The following is a 20584-nucleotide window of genomic DNA, read 5'->3' on the forward strand; positions in this document are numbered from 1 at the left end:
GTTCTCCCCGTATCTCAAGTAGACGATTCATCGGCGGCACCGGCGAGCGCATGCCTATGATGCACGGCCGCATGCAGCGCGCGCTGCAGCTTCACGCGTTCGAGCGCGAGGTCGGGTGCCCGCGCGGGCTCAATCATCTCCGGCCGGTCCTTCCATTGCGCCTTCAGCGCGTCGATATCGAGTTCGATGTCGTGCAGCGGTGGATGGCCCGGCGGCAGATACTCGGCTTCGACCAGAACACCGCACCCCGGACAGTAGTATTCGAGAATCCGGCACCAGTCCGGGTCGGGTGAATAGGTACGCTCGTACAGCGCCGGATCGAGCAGCGGCTTGTGGATCTCGCGCGGGTCGCGATCATGGACAAGCAGCCCGCGCTTATAGTTGTCGCGTGCGCTACCGTGTGCATGACCGCAACGCCGGCATTCCCACTGTTCCGCATCCAGGTCGATGCGCAGGGTTTCAGTAATCAGAACCTTCATTATTCGCTCTCCTTGCCGCTGCTCAGCAGGATGTCTCCGGTGGAGTTGATTTCGAAGTGCCAGCCCGCGTCGATGCGCCCAGTGAAGAAGTCTTCCTCGAGCACGGCCGGACCAGCCGCATACACCGCGACGCCCTTCGGCTGATCTTCCACGCGATACAGCGGCAGTTCCGCTTCGCGGCCATCGACAACCACCACACGCGTGCCACGCGCGATCGCCGCCTGCTGTCCACCCTCGCCGAACCGGCCGTCGAGCGCCGCCTGCGGCATACGCTTGATCGCGGTAAGCGTCACCGACAACGTGGCGCCCGGCGCGACGCCCGGCGGCAACGTCGGGCCCGTCAACGCGTGTTCGACCGTCTTGCCGTCGGCGCCGGTGGCCTCGAGCGTGTAGATCAGCCGGCAGTCTTCGACTGCGGCACCTTCCCCGAACATCGCTCGCGATGCTTGCGTGAGCAACACGTCCATCGTCACGGCGAGCGCGTCGCCGGTCGTGTCGGTCAGCGGCGCCGAGAAGCTATGGCCCACATCCGAAAAGCCGATTCCGTATGCGGAGAACACTGCCGCCAGCCCGGGAATCAACACGCGCTTCACGCCGATCGCGTCCGCGACCCGGCACGCGACGAACGCGCCCGCGCCGCCGAATGCGGCGAGCGTCGTATCGGCGCGGATTTCCGTGTACGCGACGAGGCTGTCGGCGACCTTCTTCACCCACGCAGCTTCCATCGCAGCGAGTGCCTCCTTGTCGCCCATCTTCATCGGATCGGCGACGTGCGCATGAATGGCCTGCCGTGCGCGCTCCTTGTCGAGGTGCAGCTTGCCGCCGAAGAACGACGCCGGATCGAGCAATCCCGCCAGCGCGAACGCATCGGTGATCGTCGCCTGGGTACCGCCCAGGCCGAAGCATGCTGGCCCCGGCGCACTGCCGACGCTCTCCGGTCCAACCACGATCCTGTCGCCGTCTGCGCGCAGGATCGAACTGCCGCCTACGCCGGCGCTGACTACGTCGCACAACGCGAACGATGTCGCCACGCCCTCGACGTTGCCATACCGATTCGCGCGTACGCCGTGCTCGTCCACAACGCCGATATCGGTCGTCGTGCCGCCGATGTCCATCGACAACAGGTGTGTCAGTCCGTAGTGCGCGGCCAGCACGCGCGCGCCTTCCATCCCGCCGCGCGGGCCCGAACTGTAGGTCTTCAGCGCGATCGTCTTCGCGACGCGGCCCGCATGGCCGTCGTTGCGGAACACCAGCAACGGACTTTGCGCTCGCGCGTCGCGCAGCTTCTGCTCGGCGCTGTACAGGAAGCGCTCCATCGCCGGATGCAGGAATGCGTTAAACAGCGCGGTCCACGTGCGGCGCACATCGTCGGCATCGTCGGCGACTTCGTGCGCATACAGGATCGGAAGCGCGCCGAGCAGGTGCGGCGGAAAACTGCGCAGCAGCCGGCTCTTCAGCCGCTGTTCGAGCTCCGCACGCCGCGGGCCGCCGATCGCCACGACCAGCCGGTTCGCGCCCGCCGCCGCGAGCTCGCCGACGATACGGACGATCTCCGCTTCGGACGGCTCGCTGCCCAGCGAAACCGTGCGCTCGCCGATCACCGTGTCGAACAGGCTCGCCGCACCGTCCGCGTCGCGAACCCGATCGGCCGTCAGCGTGCCGCCAACCACCAGGCCGAGCCGCGGCCCCTTGCGTTCGACCAGCGCGTTGGTACCCTGCGTCGTCGAATAGCGGATTGCCGCCGTCGACAGCAGCAGCGCCTCGAGATCCTCGCGTCCGTAGATTGCTTCGGATGCCTTACGCAATCCGTCGAACAGACATTGCGACAGATCGTGCGGCGTCGTCAGCGTCTTCGTGCGCACCACCTTGTCGCTGTCCATCACGCAAATATCGGTCAGCGTGCCGCCGTTGTCGATGTTGATCAGGCGATGCCGCCCAGGCCCGGCGCTTGCCGAACCCGACCGCACATCGCGCGTGAAATCGGATGAGTGAGTCATGAACTGTCTCGCTGGGTGAAGGGTCGGGTCAGACCTGACGAATCCGCGGTGTCGGCGGGTCGACGGAAAGGTCGAGCGGCACCGGCTGCGCGGCTCGGCGACCACGCAACGGTGAATGGGATGGGTGATACATGTCGTCTCCTGTTGTTGTGTCTGTCGTGAAATCAGTCTAGGTGTCTGCTTGACGCACCACGCCACCCGTCCGGGTAGTCTCGAGATATGGATTGCCCGTATGCGGTGCACGTGTGTATGCGACCTTGTCGGCCAGGCGTGCCGAGTCGCGCCCCGGCGCCGTCGTGCGCGATGCAGTGAAGAGAAAGGGAGATGCGCGGCGTGCATGCGCCGCGACTATGCCTGGCACATCGTGCCAAGCTGCCGGCTCGGATCAATGGCGACGAACGGGCAAAGCTCGTCCGCCGACATCGCGTCGGAGTGACACTGGAAGAGGGACACCGCGCCGAAAATCGGCGCGGCAAGCGGGAAAAGGCGGTGCTGTGCGCGGCACGTCACGCGCAGTCCCCACATGGATGCGGCCCGTCACACGACCGAGCCCGCTCGACGTCCGCCGAAGTCGACGGCAACATATCAACCGCACACGTTTCGGATTCGGCGCGTGCCGGTCAGAACAGGTGACGGATGCCAACGGCCGAGCCGAACGTCGAACCCGACGCACCGAACAACGCGTCGTTCGTCGACAGACCGGTATTCATCTTCCCGTGGTTATTGACGAAACCGAACTGTCCGTACAGCAGGGTTGCCTTCGACAGGCTGTAAGTCACGCCGGTCGCAGCCATGATCGAGTGGTTGCCCGTGTCGTTGCCGTCGCTCGTATACCAGACCCCGGCATCCGCATTCACGGCGGGCGTGATCTGATAGCTCAGGCCGCCGCTGTAGACACGGTTGTCGAACGACCCGGAAATCTTGTAGCTGACGAATGACGCCTTCACGGTCAGGTCGCGATACTGATAAGTAGCGCCGATCGTGCGACCAGTAAACGGCACCGTGCTCGGCACCGGTGTCGATGCGGCGGTGCCGCCCGCGTTGCCGTTGTACATGGCAGCGCTGACCAGCAGCGGCCCATACGTATATTTAAGGCTCGCCGAATACTGCCGCCCCGCCTGGAAGTCACCCGCGACGCCGCCGAGCGCGAGCATCGCGGCGCCCTGGAATCCGCCGATCGTCGGGCTCGTATAGGACACCGCGTTCGAATTGAAGATGCCGGTCACAAACACGCTACCGACGTAGATCGGCACGCCGCTGCCGAAGTAAGACACATCGCGCGCATCGGTCGAGATGAGCGACAACACGAACGGCGAGAACTGCACACCGGCCTTCACCGTCCCGTATGGACTGGCGAGCCCCACCCACGCCTGCCGGCCGAACATGTTGCCGTTCGAATCCGTAAAGCTGCCTTTCGCGATATCGATCCCGCTTTCGAGCGTGAAGATCGCCTTCACCCCGCCGCCGAGATCCTCGGTACCTTTCAGGCCGAACAGCGACGGAGTCATGCCACCCGTCACCATCGAAAACTGATGGCCAGCGTTCTGCCCGGTCGCGGGATTTACGCTCTTGCTCGTATAGAGAATGCCGGCGTCGACGACGCCGTACAGCGTGACACTGCTTTGCGCACGGGCGGCCGGCATGCCGACAGCAAGGCAAATAAGGGGAGTGACGACGAGGTTGATGGGGGAAAGGACATGCTTCATCTACTACGTCTCCTGATGTTTTTCGAAGTTGGAAGGCGGTGACTCGCCTGCCTATGCCGATGGTTCGCTTCAATGCGCGTCGGTCTGTCATCGAATACGCGGACAAGCGATCGCTCGCCGCGAAATCCTCAGGAAAGCAGTTTAGGGATGGGGGCACGAACGGTCCCTACCCGTTCGGGTAGTCTGGAGCCATGGATTCCCCGGGTCCGATGCGTTAAAGAATGCCTAGACTCTAAGGGTTCGCACTGCCCGGGACCTCCAGTCGGTTCGGGACCGCTCAATTGCAGACGTAGCGCGAAATCGCGGCCAAAGCACCAGTAGAAGCGAAGCATCGCGATCCGAAGATCGGCACGACATGGTCGCGCGCCAGCATGGATCAAGAACGCGAAGAACCGCAATCGATTCATCGTCCAGGAGTAACCCTCGTCAGTTGACATCGCGGCGCTCACTGCTTCAGTTGAACCCGTGATCGCTCGCGCGAATTAACGGTAGCAGCGGAACGGAATGCCCGCGATCATCCTTGACGAGGTGCGCACGGAGCAGAAACGCGAGCGCAGCCAGAGCACTTCGTTGGCAAAGAAATGCGCGACCGATGATGGCCGCGCATTTCGAGGTACGAGAGTGACTATCGGCCGGCTCTACCGGCCCCGTGCGGCGACACAACGATATTTGGCTTCGTCACGTACGATGGACCTCCTACGAACGGCTCCAGCCGCTTCGTCAGCAAGAGATTGACGAGCACATGTGTCAGAGGCTCCCCGGGGATGTCCGTTGTAGCCTGCATTTCCATCAATCCGCTTTTCGACAGGAATACCATGGTCTTCCAGACATCCCCCGACACTGGCTTACCTGCGTAGACCCGGAAGTTTTCCATTCTCGTCGGTTCTCCGGAAACTTCCTGCACGACGAACTTGCATGACACGTTGTTTCCAGATTCCAGCAGGAGCGCAATCGGAGCACGCCCGACTCGCTTCCACATGTCATACGCGGACCAGACCTCGGGGTCAGTCAAATCCGCCAGCCAATAGAGCTGTGTCCCGCCCAGTTGCAGACGGATGGTCATCAGACGGATGCCAAACACCTCCGTTGTTCCAAAGCCGAAACAAATTTCGAAATTGGGCCCCGAGAATCGATGCGTGTCCTCTTCTGCGACAGGGCAGGTCAACACCGGGAGGTCATCTGGCAGGCCCTTTGCCGACTTGAGCCCTTCTCGATAGTCTCGCAGCTTATTCAGGTGGCCAATTGCGACGAACCCCGCGTCGAGGGTGAGGTGGACCGTAGCTTCCATACTTCTGCTCCTTTTGATTCCCATTGATAGTTCTGAGACGGCATGAATGCCGCCGCGCCGATGTATTTCCGTCACGCGGGACGTCGTGTGAAGCCGTAGCCTCGAGTTCCGCATACGCGTATAGCTGCATAGCGGCTGCATGACGGGAAATAAATGCGGTGCCGATATGTGGCAACCGCTTCAACACCAGGCGAACTCGCCTTGGGAATCTCTACGCTCGTGATCTCGTGTGATCAGCAAGCGAGGGAGCATGTGAGCTCAACATCAAAGGAACAGGACACCCCGCGGGACGCTTCAACGACCTCTGCGAATGCCACTACACCACGACGTCGTCGAGCTATGGACGCACAGCGGGTAGCAAACGGCGGGGGCTGCACATTTCTTGGTAACGGCACCTGCGGATGAAAGTTGAGGTCGATTTGACGACTCAAGGCTCAGAATGAGCGAAGCTGTCGGAAGCAGTTCGAACCCGGCGACCGCACCGCGACGCGTCGCTAATCGACGCGAGCTCGGCAGCCCGCCTGCACTCGACACACCTGCGCCCCGTGCCAGCCCGACCATCGGACGCGTAGGCTCCTACCGTGCAGTCAATGCAACCCGCGCCTGCGGCCTCTGAAGCACCAACCCGTCCGTTTTGAGCTTTCGCCGACGTGGGCGCCAGTCGCGCCCCAACGACATTCGGACCGCACTCGGGCAGTTCACCGAGCGATCACTGCTGCCTACGCGGCACCAAATAACCAATAACGACGGAGAGCCTGCGCTTCACCGCTCCTCTGGTCAGCAGCCGCGCAGCGGCCGCAACACTGGATTCGCGCGCCCGGGCGATATGCTTACGTAAGCATATCCTTTTGAAAGTCGAGCATATCCACGGGTGAGGATATGTTTCCTTGAGAATTGCTTGTGAGGATATCCTCACTTAAGCAGAGCCGGGATGGCCAGAGCCCCCGCCAGCTGTCGCTCGCCGCCCTTCCACCATTCCGTGTCGAATGGTTCCGATAGACGTTCGGGTCGCGGCTCTGTCTTCGCCACCGCGCCGGACTGTCTCAACCCTACCCCCGTGGTCGTCCGGTTTTCCCCAGCGCGCCACCGGTCATGCCCGTCCGCGCCAGCGGTCACTCGCCGAAGCCCTACAAGCGGAAGGGGCGGCCCTCTCGTCGGGCGGCTCGTGCTCGGCCGACGCGTGACAGACACGTATAGCGTCCAAAAGCATCGCGTCAACGCAATTTCGACGAAAAGTTCGGGTTCCGAATGTACATCGCTCAAAACTCCCTTATTCGTCGAGGACTTATAAAAAAAGCGTCGTCGAAATTATGTGCGCTGCATCCTTGAACGAACCCCACAAATTTACTAGTTTGTTCAAAGGCTCAACGCCAACTTGACCGACGTCGTACAGAATCCTCCGTCGCGGAACGCCAGGTTCCGCCAGTCCCCTTTTTATGAAAGGGTACGATGGCGGGGGACGCGATGCGACAGGCAAGAATGGGGGGCGGCCGAGCTCCGATAGGGCAAACTATCGCCGGACCGTGGTCCTTACTAGAAAACGGGGACGGATTCAACCTCCATCGCGGCCAGGCAAGCCAACAGGAACGCCGCCGAAAACCGCTTCCGGTTGATCTTGCGGTTGATCTGGTCGGCAGTCTCCTCTATTCCATGCGGCTCCAACAGCCTCGCCAGATCCTTGTAGCTCAGGTCCCGCTGCACCATCGCCGATACGATCAACTCCTTCGCTCGGTCCTCCCATTGCCCATACGGGGACTCCTGCGCGTAGTCCTCGGGCGACATCGCTCCCATCCATTCTTCTCCAGTTTGTGCCGACGCTCGACGGCCACCTCTGCAACATTCTCTCAGACTGAAATCGGTCATATACGACCGATATGGCATTCATGGCTTGCCAGGATCTCTACACGTCCATATCCACCATTTTTCTGGACGCCGTGATGCTGGACAAGGCACAACTGACTGACCTCTTCGACCGACTGGGCACGCCGCCCGCCGGCCGAGCGCTTATTCTCGACGCCCGAATCAAGGCGCCGGTTCGCCCGGTGAAGTCTGAGGTCGGCAATGTCATCACCATCCTGGCCAGTCAGAAGATGCTACGTGACATCCGGACAGAGAGCCGCCACATCGAATTTGCAGCCGCGGTGACCAAGGAGCATGCGGCCGATGTGCTCGAGTATTACGCTCAGCCGTGTGAGCTGAAGCTTGAGTTGATTGACGAGTCCACTGGCGAAATCCGGTCCATCACGCACGTCCCGGATTTCCTCACCATTCGCAACGATGGTTTCACGCTCGAGGAATGGAAATCCGAGGCCAAACTCGCACGATTGGCCGAGCGGTATCCCTATCGCTATGCCAAGGGCAGTGACGGCCAATGGTACGCCCAACAAATTGAAAAGCAGCTTGCCGGACTCGGCATTCGTTATCGCGTTTGCAGCGATGAATCCATCCCTCGCCGCCGCGTCGAAAACCTTCTGTATCTAGCCGATTACCTTCATCCGGGTGCAGAGCCATGCCCGGCGGATGTGGTGGCACGGCTCCATGATGTGCTTCGCGAGCACGGGTCCCTGTCCTTCTGGGAACTGCTCGCCGCTCCATACGAATTCGACGCGGACTCGCTGAACCAGGCCATCGCCGGCAATCACGTGGCAACCGACATCGACCGGGAGTCGTTCAGCGACAAGCGGCGGTTTCGCCTCTATCGTGACGAGGTGCTGCGTGATTTCATGCTTGCAGATACCCACGCCGGCCAGTTGCCCGGCCTCGACCGGTTCGCCTTCGATGTCGCCGAAGGATCGAAATTCCAGTTTGAAGGCCAAGAGCTGACCATCGTGATGGTGGGCGAAGAAAACGTCGTCTGCAATCGACAAGACGGGTCCAGCATGCAATTGTCCCGGGCATGGCTCGAGGACGCTCACGAGAAGCATCAAATCAAGGTGCTCCAAAGCGACCAGAAACCACATGCGGATTTGAGCCGCTACTCCAAAGAAGACCTTGAACTTGCTCTTCAGCGGCAGTCCCTTCTCGAATCCCGAGAGGTCCAGAAGGTCGTCACCTCTCGCACACTCCGGCGCTGGGAATCACGCAGACTGGCCGCTCTCGCCAATGGCGACAATGAAGTCGTGGCGCTGGTGCCGCGGACCAGTGCCAAGGGCAACCGTACGCCCCGCTTGAGCGGCGACCAGCTCGAATTGATGGACCGTATTATCGACACTGCGTGGCGCGCCAGCAATGCCATCAATTACAAGGCATGCCACCTGCTATTGAAAGTGGCATGCGACAAAGCCGGCGTGACGGCCCCGTCATATCCGACGTTGATTGCACGAATCAAGGCACTCGAGACGAACGAGGACGTTCGTACGCGCCACGGGAAACGCATGGCCTATCAGAAGAACGTGTTTGTGGACGTCCTGTATTACGACACGCCGGCGCATGGTAGTCGGCCGTTTCAGTATGTTCATATCGACCATACCCAACTCGATATCGAACTGATTTCGAGCCGGACTGGCAAGCCACTGGGCCGCCCCTGGTTGTCGCTGGCGGTGGACGCCTGGTCGCGGCGCATCGTTGCGTTCTACCTGACGTTCGACCCGCCGTCGTATCACTCGGTCATGATGGTCGTCCGCGACATGGTACGCCGCTTCAAGCGTCTCCCTGAATTCATTGTTGTCGATAACGGCCGCGACTTCATGTCCCAAGCGTTCGAGTCGTTTCTCCGCGTGATGGGCACGCATCTGCGTTTCCGTCCCGCGGGACAACCACGACACGGCGCCGTCCTCGAGCGGATGTTCGGTCGGTTGCACACCGAATACGTCCACAACCTGGATGGCAATACCAAAGCGACGAAGAACGTGCGAATGGTCACTGGCTCCCATCTGCCGCAAAAGCTTGCGGAGTGGACGCTCGAGCAACTCTATTATGGGATTCGGCACTGGGCCTGCGACTACTACGACGAAGCGACCCACCCCGCGCTCGATGAATCCCCAAGAGACGCCTACCTCCGTGGCCTGCGCGAGAGCGGCACACGCCCGCAGCGACAAATTCTCTTCAACCGGGACTTCCTGATTGCCACCTGCCCGCCCGTTGACCGCTCTGGCGTGCGCGAGGTTGATCGCCAACGCGGCGTCAAGGTAAGCGGTCGACTCTATTGGAACGACACGTTTAAATCCGCCCATCTCGGCGGCCAAAGCTTGCCGGTCCGTTACGACCCCTGGGATGCCTCGTCGGTCTATGTACGCGTAAAGGACGAATGGGTTCGGGCCATTTGCCGAAACCTGCATGGCCTAGGACAGCTGACCGACGTGGAGCAACGTGCCATCACTGCGGAATACAACCGCGGCAGCTGCACGTCTGCTGGTGACGAACGGGCCGCGCAACGACTTCGAGAGTTCGTGTCGACGTTCACACCGGAAGGTGCGTTAGCCATGGAGTTCGAGCGCCAGTCGGAAAACAAGGCTCTCTACAGCAGCCTCCGATTCGGAAATATCGAACCGGTCGCTGCCCCTCGTCGATTCCGCCTCATCGATGAGTCATCGACTACAAATAGCGCCCCGGCGAAGCCAGAGCCAATGATGCCTCACCCGCCGAAAGCGCAGCAAGAAGTCGCAGGGGATGACGATCTTCCTGACTTTGAAGAGTTCTAAGGTGGTCCTATGCCTCAACAAAACCATACATTCCCGCCGGCGCGAAATGACTCTGCCAATGCGCTCTCGTCCAAACGCATAAAGCACACCCGCGTCGTCGAAGTAATGGCCGACCTCGGCACCCTGATTTATCCTGGAAGCCAGGACAGCATTCTTCTTGTTTGCGGCCCAACAGGTGCTGGCAAAACGACGCTTGCCAGACATATGGTCGACACTGCGCTTGAACATGCTCACCATCAGATGGAATCGAATGCCGGTGTGATTCCGGCCATCTACGTTGAAGCACCGGCCTCCGGCGAGAGCGACTTCTCGTGGCGGCTGTTCTACCAACGGATTCTGGCTCAGCTCGGGGACAATCTCGACTCGCCGAAAGTGACATACGGAATAGATTCACAGACTGGCCGGATGGTTCGCCCTCGCGGTAGCAGCAACGGAAGCAGCTTGGCCGCGCTGCGTACCGCAGTCGAGCGCGGATTACGAGAGCGACAGGTGCAGTTCCTCGTCATCGACGAGGCGGCCCACATCATTCGCCAGACACGAGGTCAACATCGGCTGGAAATCCAGCTCGACACGCTGAAGTCGCTGGCAAATCAATGCGGTACGCAAATGGTCCTGATTGGCTCGTACGACCTCTACCAATTGGTTACGTTGTCCGGGCAACTCGCGCGGCGCACACACGTGCTTCATTTCGAGCGCTATCGAGAAGATAAGCCAGAAGACGTGCGAGCCTTCCAACGCTGCATCCAGGCGTTCGAGAAAACGTTGCCCGACCTTTGGGGAAACGAGCTCTCGCGCCACACCATGGCACTCCACGACAATACGTTGGGATGCGTTGGAACGTTGAGCAGCGTGCTGGTCCGCGCCGCCAAGCTGGCCGACGCAGACGGTGCATGGTCGGTCGAGGCATTGAAGCGCGCCCTGCTCAACGAAGCACAACGCAAGCGAATATTGGAGGAAATCCTCGACGGAGAAGCCGCTATCGGTCCAAGCCTCACGCGCGTCATGCCGAAGCCGAAGCGTTCAGTGGCAAATCCGGGCGGGGGTGCTGAATGACTATGCAACCGATATCTCCACGTTCGATGCTGAACCCCCTCGTTCCGATCGGGATAGGTACTCCCGAAATCGAGAGTCTGTTCAGCTACTTCTGTCGCCTGGCGGTATCTCACAGCATCTCTGCTGCCGAGCTTTCGCGCGTAGTCGCAACCGCTATGGGGTGGCAAATTGCTGGAAGGTACAACTGGAACGCTGTCAATCTCAGCGGGATGGCCGATGCAGCAACCAACTGGTCGAGTGCCTTATCTGCATTGACGAGCGTTAAGCACCTGGACAAACTGACCCTGCTAACGTGGCGTGATGTTGTCGGTCAGCATGGATTGGCGTCTGCGTCGCCTCACTGGTGTCCGCAATGCCTGGTGGAGGACCGTGCTGCAGGTCAGAAGCCGTATTTCCGGCTGGCATGGGACATCGGCACCGTGACCGCTTGCCCTCGCCACAAAACGAAACTGGTTCATGTCTGTCCGGACTGCGGCCGTCCAGATGCACGGCACAATTCGGCCTTTGTCATTCCGGGATGGTGTGCGCACTGCGGCGCATTCCTCGGCGACGCCGAAAGCCTTACACCTGCGTCCCCGGAAGCAACGTGGATAGCGTCTCAAGTCGGTGCAATGCTGGAAGTACAAGCTACGTTGGATATGTTGCCGACGCGTCAGATTCTGCATGGCACCATTCGCGAATTGGTCAACCGCTTGGATACCGGGAAAAGCGCGTTGTTTGCCCGACGCATTGGGCTTAACAAGGTCAACGTGCACTACTGGCTAAAAGAGGGCGGCATTCCCAGCCTATCTGGCCATCTGCGTATTGCCTCGCAGACCGGAGTGGCGCTTCCGAAGCTTCTGACTGGCGACATTTCTGACTGGCCATCGGCCACCGCAGAAATCCATTCTTTGAAGTCGCTATTTCCTGACCACACGAAGCGTGCGGCACCACGCATTCTGGATTGGGATTGCGTCCGCGCGGAGCTAACCGCGCTGAGCCAATCACCGGATGCCATCAGTGTCGAGGAGGCTGCGCGGCGCCTCGGCATCACCAAGCGCCAGCTCTATCTCAATGCCAACGGCGAAGCCCGAATGCTCGCAGAGCAACGGAGGCAGAACAGGCTGCGGCAAAGTACGCAACGCCAAGAAACTGCTCGTACGACTATCGAAACCGCATGCCGAGATATTGTGGCCGATGGAAAAGCCCTCAATCTCCGAGAATTGAAAGGACGGGTCCCAAATGAGGTCCTCGGCAGTTTCAGGGGGGTCATCGGACTGCTGCAGGAGACCAAGAGCAAGAGCGGAGAGAGCTGAGCTCCTCACCGAAAGGTGCAGCCCGCCATGCCTCGGCCGTCACCTAAGACGCTTTCGCGTCCGCCAAGGCCCGCCCTTGTGGCCGCGAGTCACAAACTGCGCAGGCGATTCGCTTGTCCACCGATCTTTCCGGCGGCGAACGGAACGAGCTAACGACGCGCTCGCGGCATACTGCTGGAAGTGGAGAGCGCCCTTCCCGGCGGTATGAGACATGTTGAACAGCACCTGACCGCATACGTGACTATTCTTAGTCTTGTCGAAATCCGATTTCATACGGGATACGTCTATGCCAGTTCCTGCTCACGACATAGTGCCGATTAGCGAGGCGAGCTCGCGGCTGCTGGAACTGGCGGAGGAAGTGGTTGCCGGCGCAGAGAAGATTCTGACGAAGAACGGTTCAGCGTACGTCGCGATTGTGGATGCCGGAAGCTGGATTACTACCACGCCCTCGAAGCAAAGCACGCTTGGCTGGTCATGTTGGGTGATGCCGAGCAGGGGCTGGCGGATGCACTCGCAGGCAGGGTGCAGCCCGAGGCAGAATTCCGTAAGTCGCTTCGGCGCTCTGGTTAAGGGTCGCCAAGACCTACTCACACTAATCGCGGGAAAGTCGACCGTCAGCTGCCTAGACTCACCAGGGCGCGATCGCAGTGGTTGCGCGGGTTATGCAGACAATTCACCCTCGACCTGCATTTGATTCCGCCCGTTTCCCCTCAAGCCAGCCGATGCCAATGACGCTCGGCCAGTCATTCACGAAAAACGCCATACCGGCTTGCGAGTTTTCGCATTTCTCGAAAATCTCCCTTTCTACCAGCGCGTTTTCAAAACTCCCCAAATTTTTTTTAAATAAGCTGTTTTTCATGGCCTCATCCATCATCACCGGTGCTATACGCATCCTGTGAAGTACTGCAATCCAGTGATGACGGAAACGTCAACAGACCAGCCACACCTACATCATGATTTGCAACCATTAAATTGGCCCCATGAAATTTCGCACGCAAGCACCGATCACGCTTTGACCGCCGAAAAACCAGCATGTGCTGAATTTCGTCACTAACTAACACGAACTTTTGGAGCCCATTGTGTTTTCGAAATCCCACCTCGGATACTACATTGTATACTTAGGCCTTCAGAAACAAGCAGACACCGGAACACCCGATACAGCACTACTCTGTCCAAAAACAGGAAAGCGCCTCCCAGAATTGATTCGTATTGAAGGAATACCAGAGTATCCACAACTCAGCGCAGGATTGGAAATCGGCGCCATCTATTCATGGGAATATCGATACGCCTACGATTCAATTTATTCGAAAGGCTCGTATTTGTCCTTCCTTGTGAAATTAGGCGAAATGGTCGGTCACGATAAGGATATGACGACACCCAACGGACCAAAACCGTTCTTTGAACTGCTTCGGTACGGCCTGCAGCGAGCGCACTTCGGCACCACGGTCGCAGAAAAATTGCGGAACGATTTTGACGAATGGGACGAGCGCGCTCGCAATTATGCGGATGCCGAATTCTATCGGTCGTACTCGAGCGCACGCGTCCTCATCTCGGAAGCCACTGCAGGCGTTCTGTATTTCAACGGCGCAACAGAAACCGTTCCCTATGAGTTCCGACCAGAACAGAAGGGAAGCCTTCCGAATCCTTGGGACGACGACGAGGACATTTGAGAACTCATCTTAACCGGTACGCAGGGTCGATTGCGGCTCCGCACCAGCTAACCGAACAGGTACCGACCTACGAGCCGTCAACGCTGACCAATCTGTACGAGAAGCAAGAAATCACTTTGTCACCGGTCTGCCGCCGGTACATCGCGATCGGCCGGCTTTTCGGGCCCGACTGCTTAACAAGGTCGTGCTAGGTCGGCGTACCTACCTTGACCAAGCCCCCTTCTCTAAAGACGACAAACATGCGACCCGAAACCACTCCAGACCTTCACGCCGAGACGACCAATGCGCTGTACACCTATATGGCGGACTGCCAATTTAACGAACTCCACCTGACTTCGATGTGCCTTTCGCTGGCGTTGGAATACGTGTATCAACCACGTCCGCGGTTCTGGCAGGATTTCGACCTGATGTATCTCGTCACTGCAATGACCCGATGTATCCCCCATTGGCAAATTGCTCTCGAAGGCACCGGCCGTGGTGTAAACGAGTTACTGCGGGACGTCAACGAATTCTTGCGACTCAATGCGTTCGATGAAGCTAACGCCGAAATGTTGCTGACGCTGCCGGCTCACGAGCGGCCATCCGACGCTTCCTCTGCATTCGATTGGCTTTGCGCTCAATTTGCTAGAAACGGACTGGAGACGGAACTCGAGTTCGCGAGGCGAGACCGCGATGCCTGCGGTAATCATGCACTCGAGGTTCTTCACTGTCTTGAGGAAGCCGCTCAGGGACGCACCGTCGACAGAACTGGGACTCTCGTCGCTCGTGTCTATCGCGACTCCGTTATGGAAAGGCGCGCGCCTTTTTGAGCGTAGACGACGCCCGGGGCACTGCCCTCCGAAAACCAACGCGCAGACGGCCATCGTCAGGCGAGTGCTGCGTGCCGGTCGATCAGTCGCCGGCGCAGTCGTTCACCCGGATGCCCCCTGAGGCCGTGACCAGCATCCGAGGCGCCATAGACAGACGTCAGAGGGGCTAGGAGGCGCCCGGACTGAGCTAGGCATGCCCGTAATCAGAAACGAAAAAGCCGACCCACCGGGTCGGCTTTTTCACGTCGAATCGCGGTCGATTGCCACCGCGAACCAAACCTTCAAACGTACAGCCAATTCCCGATAAAGCAAAACGTGGCCGATCGGGAAATAAGGCATAACGTGTCCAGGTGGACAACTTATGCTTAACGGCACAGGCATGCCACGCAATCGCGCGCATGAAATCTGGTGGGCCCGGCGGGGTTCGAACCCGCGACCAATCGATTATGAGTCGACTGCTCTAACCGCTGAGCTACAAGCCCTGATGAGAAGCAAAGCGTGTCACACGCTGCCCCGACAAAGAAGCCGGGCCGGCATTGTAACAACAAAGGGGAGAAACGCCACCGGCATCATGCAGATACCGGCGGCGTTCGCAGGAGAGACGCTGGAAATCAGTTCCCTTCGAGGAACGACTTCAGCTTGTCGGAACGGCTCGGGTGACGCAGCTTGCGCAGCGCCTTGGCCTCGATCTGACGGATCCGCTCACGCGTGACGTCGAATTGCTTACCGACTTCCTCGAGCGTGTGATCGGTGCTCATCTCGATACCGAAGCGCATCCGCAGCACCTTCGCCTCGCGCGGCGTCAGCGAATCGAGCACGTCCTTCACGACGTCGCGCATGCTTGCATGCAGCGCGGCATCCGCCGGCGCGACCGTGTTGGTGTCCTCGATGAAGTCGCCGAGATGGGAATCGTCGTCGTCACCGATCGGCGTTTCCATCGAGATCGGCTCCTTCGCGATCTTCATGATCTTGCGGATCTTGTCTTCCGGCATCTCCATCTTCTCGGCGAGCGTTGCCGGATCCGGCTCGAGACCGGTTTCCTGCAGGATCTGCCGCGAGATGCGGTTCATCTTGTTGATCGTCTCGATCATGTGAACCGGAATACGGATCGTGCGCGCCTGGTCCGCGATCGAGCGCGTGATGGCCTGACGGATCCACCACGTCGCATAGGTCGAGAACTTGTAGCCGCGACGGTATTCGAACTTGTCCACCGCCTTCATCAGGCCGATGTTGCCTTCCTGGATCAGGTCGAGGAACTGCAGGCCGCGGTTCGTGTACTTCTTCGCGATCGAGATCACGAGACGCAGGTTCGCCTCGGTCATTTCGCGCTTCGCCTGGCGCGCCTTCAGTTCGCCCGCCGCCATCTGGCGGTTGGTTTCCTTCAGATCCTTCAGCGGCAGCACGACGCGCGCCTGCAGGTCGAGCAGGCGCTGCTGCTGTTCGCGGATCGCCGGAACGTTACGCGACAGCACCGCGCTGTACGAATGGCCTTCGGCCATGACCTTCTCGGACCAGTCGAGATCCGTCTCGCTGCCCGGGAAGCGCGCGATGAATTCCGAACGCGGCATGCCGCACTTGTCGACGACGATGTGCAGGATCTGACGTTCGACCTGACGCACTTCGTCCACCTGCGCACGCAGCGTGTCGCACAGGCGTTCGACGGTACGCGCGGTGAAGCGGATCGTCATCAGTTCGGTCTGGATCGTTTCCTGCGCCTTCAGGTAGGCCTTCGACTTGTAGCCTTCCTTTTCGAACGCGCGGCGCATCTTGTCGAACCACTCGCTGATCTGCGAGAACTTGTCGAGCGAGGCGCGCTTGAGGGCTTCGAGCTGGGCGGCGTTGGCCGATGCCTGTGCGGCACCGTCATCTTCCTCCTCTTCCTCTTCTTCCTCTTCCTCTTCAGCTTCCTCGTCCTCGTTCTCGATGGCTTCCGCTTCCTTCGCGGAGAAGCCGTCGGTATCGGCGGAGTCCGAAGCATTCGGATCGAGCAGGCCGTCGACGAGCTCATCGACGCGGATCTCTTCGTTTGCGACGCGTTCAGCCATCGCGAGGATGTCGGCGATCGTCGTCGGGCATGCGGAGATTGCCATCACCATGTGGCGCAGGCCGTCCTCGATCCGCTTCGCGATCTCGATTTCGCCTTCGCGCGTGAGCAGCTCGACCGTGCCCATTTCACGCATGTACATCCGGACCGGATCGGTCGTGCGGCCGAATTCCGAATCGACGGTGGACAGCGCGACTTCCGCTTCCTCTTCGACTTCATCGTCCGACGACGCGGCCGGCGCGTTGTCGTTCAGGAGCAGCGTTTCCGCGTCCGGCGCCTGCTCGTAGACCGCCACGCCCATGTCGTTGAACGTACCGATGATGCCTTCGAGGGCTTCGGTCTCGGTGAAGTTGTCCGGCAGGTGGTCGTTGATTTCGGCGTACGTCAGGAAGCCGCGCTCCTTGCCGAGCTTGATCAGCGCGCGCAGCTTCACGCGGCGCTCTTCGAGCTCCTCGGCCGTACCCGGCGTGCTCGTCGCGAACGCTTCCTTCAGTAGCGCCTTTTCCTTGGCACGACGATCGCGCACCTTGGACTTGCCCGGTGCAGCCGCCGCTGCTGCTGCGGGCTGCTCGTCGCTCTGATTTGCGTCGTCTTCGACGGATACTTCGTTCAGCTTTTTGGTCATGGAGTTCGCCGTACCGGCTATATCGACTCGCGGCTGCTGGACGACAGCCGGTTGAACCGTGGGTGCATGAGTAGTACGTACTGCCGTTTCGTCCGCGGCGGCAGTCGTGTCCCTTGCGCTTTTCGCACTTGCCCGCTTCGCCGCCGGCTTGGCCGGCCCGGAGTCGGGTCTGGCGGCAGCCCGTGTTCTGGCTGCCTGCGCCGGCGCAGCTTGAGCAGTGCCGGCCGCGGTTTTCTTTCCTGCTGGGGCTGACGTGGCTGAAGACGTTGTCCTGGTGGAAGAAGCAGACTTGGCCGCTGTGACCTTCTTGGTCGGCTCCGTCGAGCCCTTGCCTGCTGCTTTCTTTCCGCCTGTCGTCTTTGCCATCGCGATTCTCGCCTCTGCTTAGAAAACAAACCGCTGGAAACCTTATATTATAGCACGCTGGGGAACCCTCTCTAAGCTCCCCGGCCGCCTACAGCCCGAGCCGACGCTTCATGTCGGTTCGCTGCTGGTTCAATTCCGTCAATTCGGCCAATTCCTCGGGTGTGAAGGTGGATTGCCGCGCCAGCCTGTCAAGCCGGTCGCAGCAGGCGTCGTAACGCATCTTGAGTACCGCCGCCTGCAGTTCCTCCCCCGCGATCCGTTCCTGTTCACGCTGCCGCTCGGGCACCGTCTCGTCTTCCGGATTCTGTAACAGCAAGTCGCGGACGTTTTCATCATAGTCCAGAATTTCGCGGAAGATTTCCTCGTAAGTCGCTCCATTCGAGGACGTCCGCAGGACATCCGACAGCAGCCGAAACTCCGCGCCGTCGCCCAGCGCGCGCGCGTGATCGACGACTTCCGCGAACAGTTCGCCGATGCGCGGCAACGCGCGCAGGGTCGCGAGCTGCTCGTCGTCGAGCTGAGTCGCGATGCGCGGATGCATCACCAGCGTGCGCAACGCACGCTTTTCGCTGTCCGTCACGCGACGCCGCTCGCTGCGCGGGGGCGCCTGGCGCGGCGGTGCCGCGATCCGCGTATCGACGTCGGACAGCCCCGCGACCTCTTCGAACGGGATGTCGAGGCGATCGGCGAACATGTGCATGATCTGCGCGCGCAACGCGTTCGCGGGCAACGCCTGCAACAGCGGCTTCGCGTCGAACAGCGCCTTCGCGCGGCCTTCCGGCTGGTCGAGCGCCTTGCCGGAAATTGCTTCGTTCAGCAGAAATTGTGACAGCGGCATCGCGCGCTCGACCTGCTCGGAGAACGCCGCCTCGCCGAACTCGCGTACATAGCTGTCCGGATCGTGCTCGGCCGGCAGAAAAAGGAACCGGATCGTGCGGTTGTCGCCCGCGTGCGGCAGGCAGGCCTCGAGCGCGCGCCGGGCCGCCCGCCGCCCGGCCGAATCGCCGTCGAAACTGAAAATGACCGTATCGGTCTGGCGCAGCAGCTTCTGCACGTGAATCGGCGTGCACGCGGTGCCGAGCGTCGCGACCGCATTCGGGAACCCGAGCTGCGCGAGCGCGACGACGTCCATGTAGCCTTCGACGACCAGCACGTACTTGCGCTCGCGAATCGCGAGCCGCGCCTCGAACAGGCCGTACAGCTCGCTGCCCTTGTTGAACAGCGGGGTTTCGGGCGAGTTCAGGTACTTCGGCTCGCCGCTGCCGAGCACGCGACCGCCGAAGCCGATCACCTGGCCCTTCACGTTGCGGATCGGGAACATGATCCGCTCGCGGAACCGGTCGTAGCGGCGTGCGACGCCCTGCGCATCGGTCTTCTCGCTGACGATCACGAGCCCCGACTCGACGAGCGACTCGTCGCGATAGTCCGGGAACGCGGCTTCGAGGTTCTGCCAGCCGTCCGGCGCATAACCAAGACCGAAGCGCGCGGCGATCTCGCCGGTCAGGCCCCGGTTCTTCAGGTACTGGATCGCGACGGTCGCACCGCGCAACTGCTTGCGGTAGTAGTCACATGCAGCGGTCATCGCATCGGACAACGCGGTCGCGACCGATTTCGACACCGGCGCCGGATAGTCGCCGCCACCGCCTCCGCCCCCACCGCCGCCGCGCATCGACGGCTCGTGCGGCACGGTCAGCCCGACGGACTGCGCGAGTTCCTGCACGGCTTCGGGAAACGTAAGCCCCGCGTGTTCCATCAGGAAGCCGATCGCCGTGCCGTGCGCGCCACAACCGAAGCAGTGATAGAACTGCTTGGTCGGACTGACGGTAAACGACGGGCTCTTCTCGTTGTGGAACGGGCACAGCCCCATGAAGTTGGCGCCGCCCTTCTTGAGCTGCACGTACCGACCCACCACGTCGACGATATCGACGCGGTTCAGCAAGTCCTGCAGGAACGAATGCGGAATCACCGTGGGATCGAGCGAAAAAAAGACAATACGGCACCCCGGCCCACGCATTGCGCGCGCCGGGGAAACAGGGGTTACTTCGTCAGCGCGGCCTTGACCAGCGCGGAAATCGCCGTCATGTCGGCACGGCCAGCGAGCTTGCCCTTCAGCACGCCCATCACCTTGCCCATGTCCTGCGGGCCGGCGGCGCCCGTCTGCGCGACCGCAGCCTGGACTTCGGCAGCCACTTCGGCTTCCGACAGCTGCTCGGGCATGTAGCCGCTCAGCACGACCAGTTCAGCCTGCTCCTTCGCGACGAGGTCGTCACGGGCGGCTGCCTGGAACTGGCTGATCGAATCCTTGCGCTGCTTGATCATCTTGTCGATCACGGCCGTGATGCCCGCGTCGTCGAGGGTGATCTGATCGTCGACTTCGCGCTGCTTGATCGCGGCCATCAGCAGGCGAATCGTTGCCAGGCGCTCGCTTTCCTTCGCGCGCATCGCGGCCTTCATGTCTTCGCTGATCTGCTCTTTCAAACTCATCTTTCACCCGGGAAGGAAACGTGAATTCGACGCCCGCGAACGGACGTCAACACAAAAACCCGCTTGGGACAGTGTCTCAAGCGGGTTGCTCGAATCCGGCATCGGCGGCTCGCCTGATCGGTCGCACG

At 60.6% G+C, this 20584-nt stretch carries 14 protein-coding genes, 1 tRNA gene and 1 pseudogene; 6 read left to right on the forward strand and 10 right to left on the reverse strand.

Annotation, left to right across the window (positions count from 1 at the left end; all coding sequences use genetic code 11):
* Positions 1-14: 14 nt before the first annotated feature.
* The 3 genes from ACN8ZM_RS25845 to ACN8ZM_RS25855 form a co-directional block, all read right to left on the reverse strand.
* Positions 15-479: an acetone carboxylase subunit gamma gene (locus ACN8ZM_RS25845; RefSeq protein ID WP_420211148.1), complete on the reverse strand. Its 465-nt coding sequence runs from the start codon at positions 477-479 to the stop codon at positions 15-17.
* Positions 479-2674, reverse strand: coding sequence for a hydantoinase/oxoprolinase family protein (locus ACN8ZM_RS25850; protein WP_420211149.1), 2196 nt, complete (start codon positions 2672-2674; stop codon positions 479-481). The genes ACN8ZM_RS25845 and ACN8ZM_RS25850 overlap by 1 nt, the downstream gene beginning before the upstream one ends.
* A 422-nt stretch (positions 2675-3096) precedes the next feature.
* On the reverse strand, positions 3097-4119 hold the full coding sequence (locus ACN8ZM_RS25855) for a porin (RefSeq protein ID WP_420212675.1): 1023 nt from the start codon (positions 4117-4119) through the stop codon (positions 3097-3099).
* A gap of 368 nt (positions 4120-4487) precedes the next feature.
* Here ACN8ZM_RS25855 and ACN8ZM_RS25860 point away from each other — a divergent pair.
* Positions 4488-4602: pseudogene (locus ACN8ZM_RS25860) on the forward strand (H-NS histone family protein); the annotation flags it as partial.
* Between the two features lie 205 nt (positions 4603-4807).
* On the opposite strand, the gene ACN8ZM_RS25865 reads toward ACN8ZM_RS25860, so the two are convergent.
* Together ACN8ZM_RS25865 and ACN8ZM_RS25870 are read right to left on the reverse strand one after the other, a co-directional pair.
* Positions 4808-5470, reverse strand: coding sequence for a hypothetical protein (locus tag ACN8ZM_RS25865; protein WP_234621223.1), 663 nt, complete (start codon positions 5468-5470; stop codon positions 4808-4810).
* A gap of 1533 nt (positions 5471-7003) precedes the next feature.
* Positions 7004-7261: a DUF6471 domain-containing protein gene (locus ACN8ZM_RS25870; RefSeq protein WP_420211150.1), complete on the reverse strand. Its 258-nt coding sequence runs from the start codon at positions 7259-7261 to the stop codon at positions 7004-7006.
* 92 nt (positions 7262-7353) lie between these two features.
* Between ACN8ZM_RS25870 and ACN8ZM_RS25875 the strand changes: the two genes are divergently transcribed.
* The 3 genes from ACN8ZM_RS25875 to ACN8ZM_RS25885 are packed head-to-tail and all read left to right on the forward strand — an operon-like array spanning position 7354 to position 12458.
* Positions 7354-10110, forward strand: coding sequence for a transposase (locus tag ACN8ZM_RS25875; protein WP_420211151.1), 2757 nt, complete (start codon positions 7354-7356; stop codon positions 10108-10110).
* A 9-nt stretch (positions 10111-10119) separates the two neighbouring features.
* Positions 10120-11163, forward strand: coding sequence for an ATP-binding protein (locus tag ACN8ZM_RS25880; RefSeq protein ID WP_420211152.1), 1044 nt, complete (start codon positions 10120-10122; stop codon positions 11161-11163).
* A gap of 26 nt (positions 11164-11189) precedes the next feature.
* Positions 11190-12458, forward strand: coding sequence for a TniQ family protein (locus ACN8ZM_RS25885; RefSeq protein ID WP_420211153.1), 1269 nt, complete (start codon positions 11190-11192; stop codon positions 12456-12458).
* A 673-nt stretch (positions 12459-13131) separates the two neighbouring features.
* Here the strand turns inward: ACN8ZM_RS25885 and ACN8ZM_RS25890 are convergent.
* Positions 13132-13317, reverse strand: coding sequence for a hypothetical protein (locus ACN8ZM_RS25890; RefSeq protein WP_420211154.1), 186 nt, complete (start codon positions 13315-13317; stop codon positions 13132-13134).
* Positions 13318-13657: 340 nt separating this feature from the next.
* Here ACN8ZM_RS25890 and ACN8ZM_RS25895 point away from each other — a divergent pair, with 340 nt between their 5' ends.
* Both ACN8ZM_RS25895 and ACN8ZM_RS25900 read left to right on the forward strand, forming a co-directional pair.
* Positions 13658-14128, forward strand: coding sequence for a hypothetical protein (locus ACN8ZM_RS25895; protein WP_420211155.1), 471 nt, complete (start codon positions 13658-13660; stop codon positions 14126-14128).
* A gap of 239 nt (positions 14129-14367) precedes the next feature.
* Positions 14368-14937 (forward strand): hypothetical protein, encoded by a 570-nt coding sequence (locus tag ACN8ZM_RS25900; protein ID WP_420211156.1) that lies wholly within the window; start codon positions 14368-14370, stop codon positions 14935-14937.
* Positions 14938-15343: 406 nt separating this feature from the next.
* Here the strand turns inward: ACN8ZM_RS25900 and ACN8ZM_RS25905 are convergent.
* From ACN8ZM_RS25905 to ACN8ZM_RS25920, 4 genes are all read right to left on the reverse strand, one after another.
* A tRNA-Ile gene (locus tag ACN8ZM_RS25905) sits at positions 15344-15419 on the reverse strand.
* A 129-nt stretch (positions 15420-15548) separates the two neighbouring features.
* Positions 15549-17972, reverse strand: a complete 2424-nt coding sequence (gene rpoD, locus ACN8ZM_RS25910; RefSeq protein ID WP_080741414.1) for an RNA polymerase sigma factor RpoD — start codon at positions 17970-17972, stop codon at positions 15549-15551.
* A gap of 88 nt (positions 17973-18060) precedes the next feature.
* Positions 18061-19938 (reverse strand): DNA primase, encoded by a 1878-nt coding sequence (dnaG, locus tag ACN8ZM_RS25915; protein WP_089453413.1) that lies wholly within the window; start codon positions 19936-19938, stop codon positions 18061-18063.
* Between the two features lie 71 nt (positions 19939-20009).
* Positions 20010-20456 (reverse strand): GatB/YqeY domain-containing protein, encoded by a 447-nt coding sequence (locus ACN8ZM_RS25920; protein ID WP_043177763.1) that lies wholly within the window; start codon positions 20454-20456, stop codon positions 20010-20012.
* Between the last annotated feature and the right edge of the window lie 128 nt (positions 20457-20584).

This window comes from Burkholderia aenigmatica (assembly GCF_048627025.1).
Lineage (GTDB): Bacteria > Pseudomonadota > Gammaproteobacteria > Burkholderiales > Burkholderiaceae > Burkholderia > Burkholderia aenigmatica.